General features: G+C 63.5%; 15 protein-coding genes. 12 read left to right on the top strand and 3 right to left on the bottom strand.

The features are described from left to right. Positions 1-172: 172 nt before the first annotated feature. From argS to A6D6_RS11310, 8 genes are all read left to right on the top strand, one after another. Positions 173-1,927 (top strand): arginine--tRNA ligase, encoded by a 1,755-nt coding sequence (gene argS, locus A6D6_RS11345; RefSeq protein WP_133490109.1) that lies wholly within the window; start codon positions 173-175, stop codon positions 1,925-1,927. Further along, a complete protein-coding gene (locus A6D6_RS11340; protein WP_133490108.1) occupies positions 1,927-2,580 on the top strand; it encodes an SPOR domain-containing protein in 654 nt (217 codons plus the stop codon). The genes argS and A6D6_RS11340 overlap by 1 nt, the downstream gene beginning before the upstream one ends. A 217-nt stretch (positions 2,581-2,797) precedes the next feature. Continuing rightward, positions 2,798-3,319 carry an ATP-dependent protease subunit HslV gene (gene hslV / locus A6D6_RS11335; RefSeq protein ID WP_133490107.1) on the top strand — a complete coding sequence of 174 codons (522 nt, stop codon included), beginning with the start codon at positions 2,798-2,800 and terminating at the stop codon, positions 3,317-3,319. Further along, positions 3,319-4,650 carry an ATP-dependent protease ATPase subunit HslU gene (gene hslU, locus A6D6_RS11330; RefSeq protein WP_133490106.1) on the top strand — a complete coding sequence of 444 codons (1,332 nt, stop codon included), beginning with the start codon at positions 3,319-3,321 and terminating at the stop codon, positions 4,648-4,650. The genes hslV and hslU overlap by 1 nt, the downstream gene beginning before the upstream one ends. A 233-nt stretch (positions 4,651-4,883) precedes the next feature. Then, a complete protein-coding gene (gene ilvD / locus A6D6_RS11325; RefSeq protein WP_133490105.1) occupies positions 4,884-6,731 on the top strand; it encodes a dihydroxy-acid dehydratase in 1,848 nt (615 codons plus the stop codon). Positions 6,732-7,039: 308 nt separating this feature from the next. Then, positions 7,040-7,426 carry an MAPEG family protein gene (locus A6D6_RS11320; RefSeq protein ID WP_159660789.1) on the top strand — a complete coding sequence of 129 codons (387 nt, stop codon included), beginning with the start codon at positions 7,040-7,042 and terminating at the stop codon, positions 7,424-7,426. 8 nt (positions 7,427-7,434) lie between these two features. Continuing rightward, positions 7,435-8,130, top strand: a complete 696-nt coding sequence (locus tag A6D6_RS11315; protein WP_133490103.1) for a class I SAM-dependent methyltransferase — start codon at positions 7,435-7,437, stop codon at positions 8,128-8,130. A gap of 40 nt (positions 8,131-8,170) precedes the next feature. Beyond that, on the top strand, positions 8,171-9,187 hold the full coding sequence (locus A6D6_RS11310) for a 2Fe-2S iron-sulfur cluster-binding protein (protein WP_159660788.1): 1,017 nt from the start codon (positions 8,171-8,173) through the stop codon (positions 9,185-9,187). A gap of 13 nt (positions 9,188-9,200) precedes the next feature. On the opposite strand, the gene A6D6_RS11305 is transcribed toward A6D6_RS11310, so the two are convergent. Continuing rightward, positions 9,201-10,280, bottom strand: a complete 1,080-nt coding sequence (locus tag A6D6_RS11305) for a helix-turn-helix domain-containing protein (RefSeq protein WP_159660787.1) — start codon at positions 10,278-10,280, stop codon at positions 9,201-9,203. 38 nt (positions 10,281-10,318) lie between these two features. On the opposite strand from A6D6_RS11305, the gene A6D6_RS11300 reads away from it, so the two are divergent. From A6D6_RS11300 to A6D6_RS11285, 4 genes are all read left to right on the top strand, one after another. Next, positions 10,319-12,031 (top strand): alkyl sulfatase dimerization domain-containing protein, encoded by a 1,713-nt coding sequence (locus A6D6_RS11300; RefSeq protein WP_159660786.1) that lies wholly within the window; start codon positions 10,319-10,321, stop codon positions 12,029-12,031. A gap of 85 nt (positions 12,032-12,116) precedes the next feature. Next, positions 12,117-13,400, top strand: a complete 1,284-nt coding sequence (locus tag A6D6_RS11295; protein WP_159660785.1) for a paraquat-inducible protein A — start codon at positions 12,117-12,119, stop codon at positions 13,398-13,400. Continuing rightward, entirely contained in the window at positions 13,369-15,009 is a 1,641-nt protein-coding gene (gene pqiB / locus A6D6_RS11290; RefSeq protein ID WP_133490098.1) for an intermembrane transport protein PqiB, read from the top strand. Before A6D6_RS11295 ends, pqiB begins: the two co-directional genes overlap by 32 nt. Next, positions 14,987-15,532, top strand: a complete 546-nt coding sequence (locus A6D6_RS11285; protein ID WP_133490097.1) for a PqiC family protein — start codon at positions 14,987-14,989, stop codon at positions 15,530-15,532. Before pqiB ends, A6D6_RS11285 begins: the two co-directional genes overlap by 23 nt. A 171-nt stretch (positions 15,533-15,703) precedes the next feature. On the opposite strand, the gene A6D6_RS11280 is transcribed toward A6D6_RS11285, so the two are convergent. Both A6D6_RS11280 and A6D6_RS11275 read right to left on the bottom strand, forming a co-directional pair. Beyond that, positions 15,704-16,924 carry a heme biosynthesis HemY N-terminal domain-containing protein gene (locus A6D6_RS11280; RefSeq protein ID WP_159660784.1) on the bottom strand — a complete coding sequence of 407 codons (1,221 nt, stop codon included), beginning with the start codon at positions 16,922-16,924 and terminating at the stop codon, positions 15,704-15,706. Beyond that, positions 16,921-17,901, bottom strand: a complete 981-nt coding sequence (locus tag A6D6_RS11275; protein WP_159660783.1) for a uroporphyrinogen-III C-methyltransferase — start codon at positions 17,899-17,901, stop codon at positions 16,921-16,923. The genes A6D6_RS11280 and A6D6_RS11275 overlap by 4 nt, the downstream gene beginning before the upstream one ends. Positions 17,902-17,999: the final 98 nt, after the last annotated feature.

The raw sequence follows: 17,999 nt of genomic DNA, 5'->3' as shown, positions 1-17,999 counted from the left end.
CGTGGCCCTCTAAACCGCGATGAACCTTTTTTATGACCACAATGCCCGCAGCCCCGGGTTTTGACTTTAGCGTCTGGCGTCCAGCATCCGGCGTCCGGCGCCCCCCAGGGGGCGGCAATTCGATCCGGATTCACGTACAATCGCCGCCCAATCGAACCCGTCTTGAGAAACCATGAAAGACCGTCTGATCGCGCTGATCGACAGCGCCCTGGATACCCTGACCGCCAACGGCGTACTGCCCGCGGAAGCACGCCAACCAGTGCGGATCGAGCGCACCAAGGATAAAAGCCACGGCGACTTCGCCACCAACATCGCACTGATGCTGGCCAAGCCCGCCGGCCTGAAGCCCCGCGATCTGGCCCAGGCCCTGCTGGACGCCCTGCCGGCGGACCCGGCTCTGGCGAAAGCCGAGATCGCCGGACCCGGTTTTATCAACTTTTTTCAATCCGACAACTGGCTCGCCTCGCAACTGGAAGCAGCCCTGGCCGACGACCATCTGGCGGTCCCCCGCCCTCAACGGCCGCTGACCGTGGTGGTGGACTATTCCGGGCCCAATCTGGCCAAGGAAATGCACGTCGGCCACCTGCGTTCCACCATCATCGGCGATGCCGTGGTGCGCTCACTGGAGTTTCTCGGCCACCAGGTGATCCGGCAAAACCATGTCGGCGACTGGGGCACCCAGTTCGGCATGCTGCTGGCGTATCTGGAGGAGCAAAAGGCCGAGGAAGGCGAAACCGAGCTGAGCCGCGAGTTGGCCAATCTGGAGACCTTCTACCGTGCCGCCAAACTGCGTTTCGACGAGTCTCCGGCGTTCGCCGACCGCGCCCGCGCACTGGTGGTGAAACTGCAGTCCGGTGACGAGTACTGTCTGAAACTGTGGAACGAGTTCAATCAGGTTTCTCTGAGCCATTGCTACGCGGTCTATGAGCGCCTGGGCGTCAGCCTCACCGCCGCCGATGTGCGTGGCGAAAGCACCTATAACGATGACCTGCCGAAAGTGGTGGCGGATCTGGACGCCGCCGGTCTGCTCACCGAGGACCAGGGCGCGCTCTGCGTGTTCCTGGACGCGTTCCGTAACAAGGACGGTGACACCCTGCCGGTGATCGTACGCAAGGCGGACGGCGGCTATCTCTACGCCACCACCGATCTGGCGGCTCTGCGTTACCGTGCCGGCCAGCTGCACGCCGATCGCATTCTGTATTTCGTCGATCAACGTCAGGCCCTGCACTTCCAGCAAATGTTCGCGGTAGCCCGCGAGGCCGGTTTTGTCGGCGCCGGAGTGGATCTGGCGCACATGGGCTTCGGCACCATGAACGGCCCCGACGGCAAACCGTTCAAGACCCGTGACGGCGGCACCGTCAAACTGATCGATCTGCTCGACGAAGCGGAGCAACGGGCCTATCAGCTGGTCAGCGAGAAAAACCCGGAGTTGGGTCAGGATGAGCTGCGAGCCATTGCCCACGCCGTCGGTATCGGCGCGGTGAAATACTCGGATCTGAGCAAGAATCGCAGCAGCGACTACATTTTCAATTTTGACCTGATGCTCAGCTTCGACGGCAACACCGCGCCCTACTTGTTGTACGCCTACACCCGGGTGGTCAGTGTGTTCCGCAAGGCCGGCCTGTCGCTGGATCAGGCGCAGGGTGAGTTCCTGTTGCGCGAGGAAGCGGAACAGGCGCTGGCGGCCCGCCTGGTGCAGTTCGGCGAGGCGGTTCAGTCAGTGGCGGACAAAGGCCAGCCACACCTGCTGTGCGCGTACCTTTATGACGTGGCCGGGTTGTTCTCCAGTTTCTATGAACATTGCCCGATCCTGTCCGGCGATGATGACGCCCTGCGCGCCAGCCGCCTGAAGCTGGCCGCCCTGACCGCCCGCACCCTGTCCGAGGGACTGCGACTGCTTGGACTGACGCCGCTGGAGCGCATGTAATGGCAAAGAACACCCGTGGCGCCAGCCGCCGCCCCCGCAAGAACAGCAAAAAGCGTCAGGTCCCCGGCTGGGTCTGGTTGTTCACTGGCGTGGCGGCCGGTCTGTTCCTGGCGTTTCTGGTCCACCTCGCCCAGGTACAAAAAGAAGCGGGCACCGCCACTCTGGTGAAGGCTCCAGAGCAGTCCGGCCAGGACAACGCCAAGGGCACGGACAAGCCCAAGGCCGGCGGCGATGAGCCGACCTTCGACTTCTACGCGGTCTTGCCGAAGATGGAAGTGATCGTGCCCAAATCCAAGGACGAGAAAACGGCCCCGGCGAAAAAGCCGGCCACCACCAGCCGCGACGACAAACCGGCCACCGCGTCCAAGCCCGACACCAGTAAAAGCAACAACACCACCGCCGATACCGGTGACGGCAAGATCTATATGCTTCAGGCCGGCAGCTTCCGCAATGCCGGCGACGCCGACCGCCGCCGCGCCGAGCTGATCCTCAAGGGCTATGAAGTACGCCTGCAACCGGTAAAACTGGAAAACGGCGACACTTGGCACCGGGTCATGATCGGCCCCTACAACAGCGTCAACACCTTGCATAAGGCGCAGGACCAACTGGCCTCCAACGGCGTGGAAACCCTGCCGATCCAGGTAAAAAAGTAATCGCTTACACGCAACACGCCGGCCCGCAAACACGCTAAGCGGACCGGCCTCTGCTGGCTCAGCCCTGATTTCCGGGCAATCCGGCCTTTCCGCTTGGCCGCGGGGCTGGCAAGCATGGCGTGTTTGCGTGCCAGCGTGTTGCCCGCCAGCGATTCCACCATTGAAATCCCGCCCTCCACCCGCATATCCCCCGGAACACGAATAAGGAGATAGACGCGTGACCACTATCGTATCCGTTCGACGCGGCACCAACGTGGTGATCGGCGGCGACGGCCAGGTGAGCCTGGGCAACACCGTTATGAAAGGCAACGCCCGCAAAGTACGCCGCCTTTACCATGGCAAGGTGATCGCCGGTTTCGCCGGCGGCACCGCGGACGCCTTCACCCTGTTTGAGCGTTTCGAAGCGCAGTTGGAAAAACACCAGGGCCATCTGGTCCGGGCCGCCGTGGAACTGGCCAAGGACTGGCGTACCGACCGCGCCCTGCGCCGCCTGGAAGCACTGCTGGCGGTGGCCGACAAGGACAACTCCCTGATCATCACCGGCAACGGCGACGTGGTGGAGCCGGAACAGGGACTGATCGCCATCGGTTCCGGCGGCCCCTTCGCCCAGTCCGCCGCCACCGCCTTGCTGGAAAACACCGATCTGAGCGCCCGTGAGATCGTCGAGAAAAGCCTCAAGATCGCCGGCGACATCTGTATTTATACCAACCAGAATCATGCCTTCGAGGAGCTGAACTAGTGGCTTCCCTGACACCGAGAGAAATCGTATCCGAGCTGAACCGGCACATCGTGGGCCAGGATGAGGCCAAGAAAGCCGTGGCCCTGGCCCTGCGCAACCGCTGGCGCCGCATGCAACTGCCGGCGGAAATGCGCGCCGAGGTAGCCCCCAAGAACATCCTCATGATCGGACCCACCGGGGTCGGTAAAACCGAGATCGCCCGGCGCCTGGCCAAACTGGCCGACGCCCCTTTCCTGAAAGTGGAAGCGACCAAGTTCACCGAGGTGGGCTATGTGGGCCGGGACGTGGAATCCATCATCCGTGACCTGGTGGAAATGGCGATCAAGATGCTGCGCGAAAAGGCCATCCAGCGGGTCGGCTCCAAAGCCGATGACGCCGCCGAGGAACGCATTCTCGACGCCCTGCTGCCCGCCGCCCGTGGCGAGGAAGCCGACAATACCGACTCTGGCACGCGCCAGATTTTCCGCAAGAAACTGCGCGAGGGTGAACTGGACGACCGTGAGATCGACATCGAAGTCAGTGCCAACCCGGCCGGCGTGGAAATCATGGCACCGCCCGGCATGGAGGAAATGACCAGTCAGCTGCAGCAGATGTTTTCGCGCATGGGCGGCCAGAAAAAACGGCACCGCAAACTCAAAGTGCGCGACGCCCTGCGTCTGCTCCGCGACGAGGAAGCGACCCGCTTCATCAACGAGGACGAGCTGAAAGTGGAGGCCATCGACGCGGTGGAGAACCATGGCATCGTCTTCCTCGATGAAATCGACAAGGTGGCCAAGCGCTCCGAAACCGGCGGCACCGACGTGTCCCGCGAAGGGGTGCAGCGGGACCTGCTGCCATTGATCGAAGGCTCCACGGTAAGCACCAAGTACGGCATGGTGCATACCGACCACATCCTGTTCATTGCTTCCGGCGCCTTCCATCTGGCCAAGCCAAGCGACCTGATCCCGGAGCTCCAGGGCCGTCTGCCGATCCGCGTGGAACTGAGCGCGCTCACTCCGGAAGACTTCGAGCGTATCCTCACCGAGCCGCGTTGTTCACTCACCGAGCAATACAAAGCGCTGCTGGCCACCGAAGGCCTCAAGGTGGAATTCACCGGGGACTGCATCCGCCGCATCGCCGAAGTCGCCTGGCAGGTGAACGAGAAGACCGAGAACATCGGTGCCCGCCGGCTGCATACGGTGCTGGAGAAGCTGCTGGAGGAAATCAGCTACGACGCCGATGACCTCGCCACCCAGTATCACGACAAACCGCTGAGTCTGGACGCTGAGGCGGTCAATCGCTACCTGGGTGAACTGGCGGACAACGAGGACCTGAGCCGCTACATCCTCTAACAAGAAGTCCAAGGCAACTTCCCACGGAGAATGCTACGAAGCCGCTGTGGGAAGCTTGCTCGCAAGCGAATGGGGTTTGCTCGGGCGTTTGCAATATTCGCTTGCAAGCAAGCTTCCCACGGCGGCCTTGTAGATACGGCCGTGCCAACGTGTTGCCTATAAGCGTGCCAGCGAATTGTACGCTACAATGGCTCCCCTTTTTCCGCACCGGTCGCAGCAACAACGAGGTTCCCATGCCCGAATACCGCTCCCGTACCACCACCCATGGCCGTAACATGGCCGGGGCCCGCGCTCTGTGGCGCGCCACCGGCATGAAGGACGGCGATTTCGGCAAACCGATCATCGCCATCGCCAATTCCTTCACCCAGTTCGTGCCCGGCCACGTGCATCTGAAGGATCTTGGCCAGCTGGTCGCCGGGGAAGTGGAAAAAGCGGGCGGTATCGCCAAGGAATTCAACACCATCGCGGTGGACGACGGCATCGCCATGGGCCACGACGGCATGCTGTATTCGCTGCCCAGCCGCGACATCATCGCCGACTCGGTGGAGTACATGGTCAACGCCCACTGCGCCGATGCGTTGGTGTGCATTTCCAACTGCGACAAGATCACCCCCGGCATGCTGATGGCCGCCATGCGGCTGAACATCCCGGTTATTTTTGTCTCCGGCGGCCCGATGGAAGCGGGCAAGACCAAACTGGCCGAGCACAAACTGGATTTGGTGGACGCCATGGTAATGGCCGCCGATGACAGCGTCGACGACGAAACCGTGCACGAAGTGGAACGTTCCGCTTGCCCCACCTGCGGCTCCTGCTCCGGCATGTTCACCGCCAATTCCATGAACTGCCTGACCGAGGCTCTGGGCCTGTCGCTGCCGGGCAACGGCTCGCTGCTGGCCACCCACGCTGATCGCCGCGAACTGTTCCTGGAAGCCGGCCGCCGCATCGTCGATCTGGCCCGGCTCTACTACGAGCAGGACATGGACAGCGTACTGCCGCGCAATATCGCCTCCCATCAGGCGTTCGAGAACGCCATGAGTCTGGACATCGCCATGGGCGGTTCCACCAACACCGTGCTGCACTTGCTGGCCGCCGCCCAGGAAGGTGAGGTGAACTTCACCATGGAGGACATCGACCGCCTCAGCCGCAAGGTGCCGTGCCTGTCCAAGGTGGCACCCGCCACGCAGAAGTACCACATGGAAGACGTGCACCGCGCTGGCGGCGTCATGGCCATTCTGGGCGAACTGGACCGCGCCGGCCTGCTGCACCGGGATCTGCCCATGGTGCACTCCGCCACCGTGGCGGAAGCGCTGGAAAAATACGACGTGACGCTCACCAGCGACGACGCGGTGAAGAAGATGTACAGCGCCGGCCCCGCTGGCATCCCCACCCAGACCGCCTTCAGCCAGGATACCCGCTGGGAGAGCCTCGATATCGATCGCGCCAACGGCTGTATCCGTGACTATGAGCACGCCTACAGCAAGGACGGCGGCCTCGCGGTGCTCTACGGCAACATCGCCGAGCGCGGTTGCATCGTCAAAACCGCCGGCGTGGACGAGTCCATCCTTACCTTCACCGGCCGCGCCCGGGTGTTCGAATCCCAGGATTCCGCGGTACGCGCCATCCTCGGCAATCAGGTCGTGGCCGGAGATGTGGTGGTGATCCGCTACGAAGGTCCGAAAGGCGGGCCTGGCATGCAGGAAATGCTCTATCCCACCAGCTACCTGAAATCCAAGGGCCTGGGCAAAAGCTGCGCGCTGCTCACCGATGGCCGCTTCTCAGGCGGCACCTCCGGCCTGTCGATCGGTCACGCCTCGCCGGAAGCGGCGGAAGGCGGCGCCATCGGCCTGGTGGAAGAAGGCGACACCATCGAGATCGATATCCCCAATCGCCGTATCCACATGGCCATCGATGACCGCGAGCTGGCGCAGCGGCGTGAGCGCATGGAAAAACGCGGCAAGCTGGCCTGGAAACCCAAGGAGATCCGTCAGCGCAGCGTTTCCACCGCGCTCAAGGCCTACGCCGCCCTGACCACCAGCGCCGACCGTGGCGCGGTGCGCGATCTCAGCCAGATCGGGGAGTAGGCAGTCCAATTGCAGACGCTGGGAAGTGGGAGCTTGCCCGCAAGCCAATACCCCACACCAGAGGCTGTATTCGCGAGCAGGCTGGTCTCCCACGGATCATGCTACGAAGCCGCTGTGGGAAGCTTGCTTGCAAGCGAATCGCCAACGGCCCGGAGGGCATTCGCGGCCAAGGCCGCTTCCCCACAGCAATGGGCTACGAAGACGCTGTAGGAAGCGGCCGTGAGGCGCTCCTCTTTAGTAGCGACGGTCATGGGAGCCGGCGCCGCAGCGCGTTATGATGCGTGAAACCGATCAAGGAGACGGCACTCATGACCCTTGCCTACTGGTGCGTACTGGCGGCGATTCTACTGCCCTACGCCTTCACCGGCTTCGCCAAGTTCCAGGGCGGTTTCGGCCCCCGGCAGAACCATAATCCCCGCGAGTTCCTGGATACCCTGGAAGGAGCGCGCAAGCGGGCTCACTGGGCCCAGCAAAACAGTTTCGAGATCACTCCGGCGTTCGCCGCCGCGGTGATCATCGCCCATCTGGCGCAGACGTCGCCGCAACCCACCATCGACGGCATTGCCATCGCCTTTGTCCTGAGCCGTTTCATGTATGGCGTCTGCTACATCGCCGATTGGGCCAGCGCCCGCTCCCTGGTGTGGTTTTTCGGCATCGGCTGTATCATTGCACTCTTTATTGGCACCAGTGCCTGAGGATTCTCATGTCGGTTAACGAATTTCTGGAAAAAGCCTGGTCCGACAAGGGCCCGAAGCTGGTCAGCGGCTTCTCACGCCCGCTGTACCATAATCTGGTGGGCCTGCTGAAAGGCCGCAAATACGATAAACGCGCCTACGGCGGCATGATCCGCCACACCGAGGCCGGCATGCTCACCGAGTGGGCCAGCCAGGTCCCCGCCGGCGGCGTGATCGTGGAAATCGGCTGTTATGGCGGCCTGTCCACCAGTTATCTGCTCAACGGTCTGAAGAAGAAGGGCGGCAAAATCCACGCCATCGACCCGTTCAATTCGGATCTGGACAAGCAGGAAGAGCTCACCGACGACTGCGTGCCGCTGGAGAACAAACCGACCAAATCCCTGGTGGAACAACGCCTCAAGCGCAACGGCTTCGACGGCATGTTCGAGCTGATCGAGGGCTTCTCCCAGGAAGCCGCCCACAACTGGAATCCGGAAGTGAAGATCGATTTCCTGTGGATCGACGGCAACCACGAGCAGGCCTACCAGGATTTCAAGGACTTCGAGCCGTTCCTCAATCCCGGTGCCCGGGTGGCGGTGCACGACGCCCATCCCCGCTACGGCTATGCCGCGGTGGTGGAAGACGTGAAGAAGATCTTCGCCGAAGGCGCCTGGGCCGACCTGGAGCACGTAAAAAGCATCATTACCGGCCGCAAGGTGGGCTGACCCCCGGGCCGATGGGGCGCCCGGCGCCCCGCATCATGCCATGCCGTACCGCATACGCATCAATCAGCGGCACACCCTGGATTGTCCGGAATCGAAGACCATTCTGGAGGCCGCCCGGGAAGCCGGATTTGGTTTTCCCCATGCCTGCCGCAACGGCGTCTGCCGGCGCTGCGAAGGACAGCTTCAGCGCGGCAGCGTTCATCTGAGCCGCCCTCCCGGCCCGCTGAGCGCGGGAGAAAGCGGTGCCGATGCGGTGCTATACTGCGTGGCCTTTCCGATCAGCGACTGCGAGATCGATGTGCCAGATATAACCGCCCCCGGAGAGATTCCGGAGCAGACGTTGCGCTGCCAGATTCGCCAGCGGGAGCCCCTCAACCACGACATCAGTCGGATCTGGTTGCGGCTGCCCGCCGGTCGGCAAGCCCATTGGTATGCCGGCCAATACCTGATTCTCGACCTACCCCACGGCCAGTACCCGTTTTCCATCGCCAATGCCCCTGGTGGCCGCGAGCTGGAACTGCATATCCGCCACGGCCGTGACAATCCCGGTGCCCGTCGCATCATGGCGGACCTCGCCGACGCCAGCACGGTATCGGTGATTCTGCCTCAGGGCCTGCGTTACCTGGACACGCCGCCGCCCCGGCCGCTGTGGTTCATTTGCGGCTCCACCGGCTTCGCCCCGGTGAAGGCGATGATCGAACGTCTGATCCAGGTGGGTTTTGAACACCCGGTGCGCTTGTTCTGGGGGGCCCGCACCGAGCAGGATCTGTACCTGCCCGGCCTCCCCGCCCAATGGCGGGACGCGCTACCGGACTTCCACGCGGTCACCGCGTTGTCCGACATCAGCAAACCCGGGCACGCCCAAGGGCTGGTGCATGAGGCCGCTCTGGAAGCGCTGGAACAACCCGAGCAACCGCTGTTCTACATTGGCGGCTCACCGGCCATGGTGTGGGCGGTACACGATGCCCTGGTGGAAGAAGGGGTACCGGCCTGCAATATGCACTCCGACGTGTTCGATTACGCGCCCCGCGATCAAGTCTTCACCCCGCCTTCTTGAAGAACACTCACGGCTACTGATCGCCACGGATCCGGCGACGGTAGCGGTCCGGACTGATCCCATGCCAGCGCTTGAACGCCTTGCCGAAATTGCTGGGGTCGGTAAACCCCAGCCGCGCCGCCACTTCACTCAGAGGCTCATGACTGTCCGCCACCAGTTCCGCCGCCCATTCCGAGCGCTGCTGTTCCAATAACTGCCGGTAGCCACTACCCAGCTCCGCCAGACGGCGGCGCAAGGTTCGTTCGCTCAGCGTCACCGCCCCGGCCAACTCCGCCAGCGTCGGTGAGTGCGGGGCCGCCGCCCGCAACAGCCCTCTCAGGGTCTGAATCAGGGGCGGTTCCCGATCCAGGTCCTCCAGAGCCTGCTCCGCCAGGTGGTAATGCAGACGGCACAGCTCCGGGTCCCCCAGGGGCAACGGCTGATGCAACCGGCCGCGTTCATGCCAGATACAGGCCTCGTCGCCATCAAAACGAACCGGGCAACCCAGGGCATCCCGCCACTGCCGCGGGTCCCCGCCAGAAGCCCGTCGCGGCAAACTGACGCCATGAATCCAGTCCTGCGCGCCACGCCGGCGCAAATGGTGCACATGGGCAGCGACGAAAGCGTCCAACGCGCAAGGGTGCACCGGCACCCCCGCCAGGGGCCGGATATGCAATCCGATGGCCTCCGGCCTGTGCACCCGCGCCACCACCACACTGGTGGAGATCAGGCGCTGAAAATGTTCGGTGTATTCCAGCAAAGTGGCCAGATCCGGCACCATCTGCAGTAGCAACCCCACTACCCGCAGATGCATCGGCTGCGCTTTCTGACCGACGGCCAACCCCAAAGCGGGATCACCGCTGAGGCGCACCGAGGCTTCCCAGAGCCGTGCCATGGCCTCCGTGGGCACCCGCCCGCCGGCGTTGCCGACCAACCGCGCCCGGTCCAGCCCCGCTTCGGCCAGCGCCCGGTCAGCGTCGAAGCCGCGTTGCGCCAGCACATCGCATACCGCCAGCGGCCAGGCCGCCACCGTGGTGGCCCCATCAACCACGCCAACGGCCATCACGCACCAGCCGTTGGCCGGTCGGCACCTTGGCCGTTCCGGCAGCGACATCTAGCCTGTGCCGGTTATCTTCATAAGGACGGTTCATTATGCGATTCCTGTCGTTTTCCCTGCTGTTTCCGCTGTTTCTTGTGCTCACCGCCTGTGGCGGCGAGAACGCGTCCGGCCCGGCGCCGGCACTGGCACCGGAGGCGTTGCGCGAACACAGCACGCTGTTCCGCAAAGGGGTCGAGGAGGTCACCGACGGCGTCTATGTGGCGATCGGCTACGGCCTTGCCAACAGCATTATGCTGGAAGGCGACGACGGTATCGTCATCGTCGACACCATGAGCACCCAGGAGGAAGGCCAGGAGGTACTGGCGGCGTTCCGGGAAATCACCGACAAGCCGGTGAAAGCCCTGATCTACACCCACAACCACGCCGATCACGTGTTCGGTGCCCGGGCCTTCGCCGCTCCCGGAGAGGTCCCGGTGTACGCTCACGCCACCACCCAGGACAAGATCAACCGCGTGGTCAATGAGATCCGGCCGATTATCACGTTGCGCTCCATGCGCATGTTCGGCACTTATCTCGACGGTAGCGAGCGGATCAACGATGGTATCGGCCCGCACCTGGGAGTCAACGAGGACAGCAATCTGTTTTCGCTCACCCCCGATCATACCTTCGAGGACGAGCTGGATCTCAATATCGCCGGCCTGCATCTACGCCTGATCCACGCGCCCGGAGAGACCGATGATCAGTTGTTCGTGTGGCTGCCGGAAAAGAAAGTCGTGCTCTCCGGTGACAATATCTATCAGGCCTTCCCCAATCTCTACACGATTCGCGGCACCGCCTACCGGGATGTGGCCCAATGGGCCCGCAGCCTGGACAAAATCCGCGCCCTCGAACCAGAGTATCTGGTACCCAGCCATACCCGCCCGCTGATCGGCGCCCAGCGGATCCACACCACCCTCACCCATTACCGGGACGCCATCCAGTACGTGCACGACCAGACTCTGCGCTACATGAACCTCGGACTGACTCCGGACCAGATCGTCGAAAAAGTGCAATTGCCGCCACATTTGGCCAGCGATCCCTGGTTACAGGAGTTCTACGGCAAGGTGAGCTGGTCGGTGCGCTCCATCTTCAGCGGCTATCTGGGCTGGTTCGATGGCAACTCCAGCACGCTGCAACCGCGATACGACAGCGAGCAGGCACAGCGCATGGCGGATCTGGCCGGCGGCACCGAAGCATTGATGTCCGCGGCACAAAAGGCGCTGAAAAACCAGGACGCCCAATGGGCGCTGTCCCTGACCGACCACCTCCAGGTGCTCACGCAGGGCGATCAGGCGGTGACCGATCTGCGCGCCCGGGCCCTGCGGCAACTGGCGGAACAGGAGAGCAATCCCAACGCCCGCAACTACTACTTCACCGAAGCCCGTGAACTGGAACAGGGGCTGAAACCGGGACGGACCAAGACATCTCCGGAGTTTCTCGCCACCCTGCCGATCGAGAACTTCCTCGGCGCCATGCCATCCCTGCTCAAGGCCGAGGAAACCCTGGAGGTCAACGAAGCATTGGGCTTCCGCTTCCGCGACACCGGCAAAACCTTCACTCTGCGTATCCGGCAAGGAATCGCCCTGATCGAGAGCGGGCTCGACGACGACAGCGTGGCGACACTGGACACCAGCGAGATCACCTGGAAATCCATCGCCGCCGGGTCCCGAAGCGCCGCCCTGGCGCTGGCCGGCGGTGATTTGAACATCGACGGCGACAAGCTGGACGCCCTGCGCATCCTGGGTTATTTCGAAAAAATTGAATAATCCGGCATCGCCGCCCCGCCGTCTGGCTCCGGGCCCGGCCAGACGGCACAATAGGCACTGTTTATCAGCGCGGACCCCTTGGCCCATGGACGATCCGAACACAGCCTCGAAACCCGAGACCCTGGTCGCCTGCCCGGAATGCGACCTGGTACTGCGGGTTTCGGCGCCGGACAAGGGACAGTGGGTGCGCTGCCCGCGCTGCCGCCATCCACTGGTGCGACCGCCGGAGGACCGCCATCTGACCCCCGCTCTGGCCGTCGCCGCGCTGGTGATGCTGGCGGTGGCGCTGTCATTTCCCTATATCGAATTCCAACGCTCCGGTATCGGCGAGAGCATGACCGTGCTCGACGCCGCCACCAAACTGGCCGCCTTCCACCATCCCGAATTGGGTTTGCTGGTGTTCGGCACCATCGTGGTATTGCCGGCGTTGTATCTGCTGGCGGTATTGTGGATCGAGTTCAGTCTCGGCCGCCGGCCGCGCCTGCCGGGCACCCGCACGTTGATCCGCGCCCTGCATTACTGCAAACCATGGATGATGGCCGACGTGTTCGCCATCGCCGCGCTGGTCAGCCTGGTCAAGATCATCGGCATGGCGGAGGTGTTCCTGAAACCGGGTTTCTGGAGCTTCGCCGGCTTCGCCCTGTTCCTGCTGATGGTGGTGCAAAGGGTCAATCCACTGGTGTTGTGGACACGTCTGGAAGGACCACCGCAAGCGCCATCCGCCCTGCGTCCGGGGGTATCCGCGCGCTTGCAACATTATCAGGGCTGCGAGCAATGCAGCCAGTTACAGCCGATTGAATATCACCATTGCGAACGTTGCTCCGCGCGTCTGCATTCACGCCATCCGGACAGTATCCAGCGTACCGTTGCCTATCTGGTGGCGGCCACCATCGCCTGCTTTCCGGCCCATCTGTACCCGATCATGGTGACCACCAGCCTGGGCAACACACAACCGGCCACCATCATTTCCGGTGTATTACAATTCATCGCGCACGGTGACTGGCCCATTGCCCTGGTGATCTTCACCGCCAGCGTGGTGGTGCCGTTCGGCAAAATCCTGGCCCTGAGCTGGCTGTGTCTGGCCAGCCGCCGCGAGAAACCCCTGGATATGCCGGCGCAAATGGCGCTGTATCGCTTTACCGAATGGATCGGCCGCTGGTCGATGATTGATGTTTTCGTGGTGGCCATCGTGGTGGCGCTGGTGCGCCTGGGTAATCTGATGTCCATCGACCCCGGCCCGGGAGGGATGGCGTTCGCCGCCGTGGTGATTCTTACCATGCTGGCCGCGCACAGCTTCGACCCGCGCCTGATTTGGGACCAACAACAGCGACGAACGGATGACTACGACGCCCTCGAACGCCGCGCCTGAACGGCGCCCGAAACTCTCACCCGTGTGGCTGATCCCGCTGGGCGCGCTACTGATCGGTCTGTGGCTGGGCTACGATCACTGGGCCAGCCAGGGCCCCAGAGTGGTGTTGAAAATGACCGACGCGGAAGGCATTGAGGCCGGTAAGACATCGGTCAAGACACGCAATGTGCAGGTCGGCCAGGTGGAGGAAGTGGCGCTGTCAGAGGATCTCAGCCATACCCTGGTGACGGTGCGCATGCAGCAGGACACCGCCCGCATGCTCAACGACAAGACCCGGTTCTGGGTGGTCAAACCGCGCATCGGCCGGGAAGGCATCAGCGGCCTCGGCACGGTGCTCTCCGGCGCCTATATCGAATTGCAGCCCGGCGACGGCAAAAAGGAAAAACGCCGTTTCCAGGTGGAGGAAAAGCCGCCGATCACCGAAGCCGGCGCCAAGGGCCTGTATCTGACGCTGAACGCCCGCCCCGGCAGTAGCGTCGCCACCGGTGACCCGGTCACTTACCGTAACCTCACCGTGGGCCGGGTGGTGGACACCGAATTCCTGGCCGCGGAAAAGATCATTCGCCACCGCATTTTCATCGAGGAACCCTACGACGTGCTGGTCACCGACAGCGTGCGCTTCTGGAACGTATCCGGCGTCACCCTGCAACTGGACTCCGGCGGTTTCAAAGTAGGCATGCAGTCCATGGAGACGTTGATCGGCGGCGGCATCACCTTCGGCGTGCCGGATCAGGACATGCCCGCCGGCGCGCCAGCCAAGGCGGACAGTGAATTCGAACTGTACGCCGACGAGGAAGCCGCCCGGCGCGGTCTGTTCGACCAATACCTGGAATACGTGCTGCTGGTACAGGACTCGGTGCGCGGCCTGCGCCGGGGCGCGCCGGTGGAATACCGGGGCGTGCGCCTGGGCACGGTGGAGCAGGTACCCTGGCATTTCACCGCCGATCAGCCGGAAACGCTGACGCGTTTCGCCATTCCGGTGTTGATTCGCATCGAGCCCCAGCGGATTCTCGAGGACGAGGAAGCGGATCTGGACGAATGGCGCCAACGTCTTGATCGCATGTTCACTCATGGCCTGCGCGCCACGCTCAAATCCGGCAATCTGCTGACCGGCGCCCTGTTCGTGGACCTGAATTTCCAGCGCAATGCCGAACCGTTCGAGCAGGCCCGGTTTGAAGGGGTCCCGGTCTTCCCCAGCAGCACCGGTGGGCTGGCTCAGTTGGAAAGCCAGGTGGCGGAGTTGATGGACAAGATCAACAGCCTGCCGCTGGAGCAGATCGGCAACAAGCTGGACCGCAATCTGGCGGCCTCGGAATCCACGCTCAAGGCCTTCGCGGGTACCGCCGAACGGCTGCGACAGCTGCTTGAGGATCCGGCGGTGGCCGGCATGCCGGAGCGTCTCAACGACACACTGGGTGCTCTTGAGAAAACCCTGGCGGGCCTGGAGCCCGGCTCCGACGCCTATCAGCAGCTGTCCGGAACACTGCAGCGGATGGAGCGGTTACTGCGCGACGCCGAGCCCTTGATGCGGACGCTCAAGGAACACCCCAACGCCCTGATTTTCAGCACTGACCCGGAGCCGGACTATGAGCCGAAAGCGGCCCGTTAAGCTTTTTCTTGTTCTGCCGTTACTGGCGACGCTGATGGCCGGCTGCGCCAGCAGCCCCGCCGGCCCCTCGGTCCAGTATCTGCTGCCGGGCGCGGCGCAGTCGGCGCTGCGCGGGGCGTTGCCGGACATCCGCCTGGACACCGCCGGCTACCTGGATCAGTCCGGGGTGGTGATGCAGACCGGCCCGGTGGAAGTGCGCGCCGCCCGTCAGCACCAATGGGCGGAGCCACTGCCCCGGCAGTTGGCGCGTTCACTGGCGGCACGGCTGGCACGGAACGGCGTCAACGCTCCCGGGCGCCTGGAAGTGCTGGTCACCCGCTTCCAGGGCACCGCCGAAGGCGAGGCGGTCATTGAGGGTCAATGGCGTTTCCTGGGAGATCAGGGCGCCCGGGCGGGCGAGCACTTCCTGGAGCGGCGACCGCTGCCAAGGGACGGCTACCCGGCTCTGGTGGAACAATTGGATGAAGGCTGGAACGCGGTGGCGGATGGCATCGCGAACGGCTTGACCGGCCCTTCCCGGTAATAGACGCCACCTACACCGCACGCTAATTCGCTGGCAAGCCAGCTTCCCACAGAGGGGTCACGAAGCCGCTGTGGGAAGCTGGCTTGCCAGCGAATACATGTGACCTCATGTCCACAAAGCTACGCGAGCGGCGATGGGGTAGCGTACCAGCGTGCCGCCCTCCCTAACCGTTCAGTTCGGCATCGGCAGGGACGGCAACTCGCTGTCCAACCGGGACACCCTTCGTTCCAGTGCCTGGTCTGCTTTGCCGTGATCCCCCAGCGCCCGATACAGCCGCGCCAGTTCCGCCAGGGCGGTGGCGCTCTGACTGGAGTTGGCCGCGGCTTCGAAGAAGCTCTGCGCCTTGCCCCACAGACGCGCCTTGAGCGCCACCCGTCCGGCGGTGATCAATACAGCGGCATTGCCGGGCCGCTCCGCCAGCCACCCTTCCAGAACCTGCAGCAGGTCATCCGGCGACACGTCATCGATGGCCTCCAGAACCGGCGGCAAACGGTCATCCCACTCGATGTTCAGTTGCTCGCGCACCAGGCCCAGCGCCACTTTGCCCTGCCCCAATTGCGCCAGGAAACCGGCGTAGCGGGCCTTCATCGCCGCATCGTTCTTCAGGGCCAACGGCACCGATTTCCATAGCCGGCGCAGCTCGGCGGCGCGGGACTCGGCGTCATTGAATCCGGGCTTCTGCGCCACCTCCTGAACCCGTGCCAACCATGCCCGGCGCTCGCGGCGCGCCACGCTCTGTTCGTCGAGCACTTTGCGCAATCGGGGAATCAGGTCGCACAGTGTCGGCCAGTCATGCAGCCGATCCAGCACATCAGCGTACAGGGTCAGAATCCGGCGATTGTTGGGGGCCTGTTTGAGTAGCGCTTCCAGTTCATGGCGCGCCTGTTCCAGCTGACCGTCGTCGAGAGCAAACCGGGCCCGCATCAGACCACTCATCAGCAGCCCCCGGCGGTCCACCGACGCCTCGCCCAGATACTGCTCCAGCGCTTCGCCGTCACCGCGTTCGCGGGCGCATTCCGCCGCCAGCAGCCAGGCCGCCAGCGGCCAGTCACCTTCACGGCCGGCGGCGGTCAGCAGCCGTTCCGCCTTTTTGATATCGCCATCCACCAGCAACACCAGACCGCTCTTCAGACGACGGCGGGCCACCGACTGGCGGAACCGGCGCGTGGCGCGCACCGGCTCCGCCAATTGCCACAATCCGTTGAGAATCAGGGTGGCCACGATCAAGGCCACCGCCGAGAGCACCGCCACCAACACGGCGAAGCCCAGCGTGGTATCCATTTCCCAATTACCACGCACCAACAGCAGGTAACCGGAATCCGCCGCCATCCAGCGACCCAGCGCCGCCGCCGCGATCAGCGCCAGAACCAGCAACAAGAGGATTTTTTTCATGCGTCACCCTCCTTGCGCTTGAGCTCACGAATCGCCGCCAGACCGCCGCCAATGTCCGGCAGCGCCTGACTGACCGCCTCTTCGTCCAACTCATCCAGTGCGGAAAGCAGGTGGCGGGTGGCCGGATTATCCCCACGGAACCACTGTTCGATGGTTTCCCGGGCCTGATTCAGAGCTTGTCCGTAACTTTCCGCACGCCCCTGCAACAGAGCCAGTTGCGCCTGCTGCAGGCTGGTATTGATGCTCAACCGCACCAGCGCCGCTTCACTTTGTGTCATCGGCAGCGGCTCGGCGGCGTCATGGTGGCGGATGTTCACCGGCAGATGGGAAAGAAGCCGCTGCCACCAGGAAGGCTTGGCGTCGCCGTCACCGGCGTTGCTGTTTCGCGGACGTTCACGCAACGGCACCGCCAGCTCGTCGACCCGCTCGCGCAAGGCGCCGAGTCTTAACACCAGGGCCTGGACGTCCATTTGCAGGGCGGCGTTGAGCGCTTCCATATCGGCGGCCAGGGCACGGCGGGCCGGGAGTGTCTGGGGATCATCCAGACGGGCCAGGGTTTCGTCGGAGGCCTTGAGCAACCGTCGCGCCGCTTCGGCGTCGCCGGTGAGCAACAAGCGCTGGCTAGCCAGGCTGGCCAGGGATTCCGCCTCGGTGATCAGCCACAGGCGCTGGCCGCCCTGGCTCATGTCATTCAGTTTTTCGCGGTCCCTCGCCATGCGGGCTTCTGTCTCTTCCTGGGTGTGGCGCAACGCCGCCAGCGCCTGACCTTGCTTGCGGCTTTCCTCACTCTGCCGGTCCAGCCGTTTTTCCAAACCGGTCACCTGCTGTTCCAGACCACTGCGCTGCCCTTCCAGGATCCGCCATTGCTGCCATCCCCACCAGCCGGCACCCGCCAGCGCGGCAATCACGATAAGGAGGATAATCAACGGCCACAGGGCCAGGCCCCGCTGGGACGAAAGTGGACGGTACAGCGTCATGGGAGCTCCCTTTTTTGTCATCCCGTGTTGTCATCCCGGCGCGCTGCGCCGGCGATTGCCCTTATAAGGCCTTTCCTTTGAAATGATTCAGAGCAAGC

The sequence above is a fragment of the Alcanivorax xiamenensis genome (genome assembly GCF_009846745.1).
Classification (GTDB): Bacteria; Pseudomonadota; Gammaproteobacteria; order Pseudomonadales; family Alcanivoracaceae; genus Alloalcanivorax; species Alloalcanivorax xiamenensis.
This window is presented reverse-complemented; position numbering and strand designations above follow the sequence as displayed.